This window comes from Vreelandella sulfidaeris (assembly GCF_042429665.1).
In the GTDB taxonomy this organism is placed as follows: Bacteria; Pseudomonadota; Gammaproteobacteria; order Pseudomonadales; family Halomonadaceae; genus Vreelandella.
Genome location: NZ_JBHMAC010000001.1, coordinates 1 through 636, shown reverse-complemented (window position 1 = coordinate 636; position 636 = coordinate 1). Strand labels below are relative to the sequence as shown.

Here is a 636-nt window from a genome sequence, read left to right as displayed (position 1 = left end):
TCACTGACCCGGCCGGTAACAGCGACACCGCCACCGATAACGGCGTGATCGACGCCACCGCCCCGGCGGTCAGCGTTGAACTCGAAGACGCTACGGGCGACATCTACAGCGCCGACGAAATCAGCAACGGCGTTAACGCCACGGTCACGCTCGGCGCGGGCACCGCGGTGGGCGACACCCTGGTGGTCACCGACGGCAAGGGCAACGCGCTGTTCAATGGCGACGTGACCCAAGCCATGCTCGACGATGGCCTGACCGTCACGATCACCGACCTGGATAACACCGACACGGCGCTCAGCGTCACCGCCACGGTCACTGACCCGGCCGGTAACAGCGACACCGCCACCGATAACGGCGTGATCGACGCCACCGCCCCGGCAGTCAGTGTGGCGCTTGAAGACGCCAGTGGCGATATCTACAGCGCTGACGAAATCAGCAGCGGTGTTAACGCCACGGTCACACTCGGCGAGGGCACCGCGGTGGGCGATACCCTGGTGGTCACCGACGGCAAAGGCAACGAGCTGTTCAATGGCGACGTCACCCAAGCCATGCTCGACGACGGCCTGACTGTCACGATCACCGACCTTGAGGCGAGCGACACGGCCCTCAGTGTCACCGCCACGGTCACCGACCCGG

1 protein-coding gene is annotated in these 636 nt (G+C 65.6%); it reads left to right on the top strand.

The window, feature by feature from the left end; genetic code table 11:
• The coding region (locus ACFFLD_RS00005) for a hypothetical protein (protein ID WP_386072405.1) at positions 1-636 on the top strand (636 nt) is incomplete at both ends.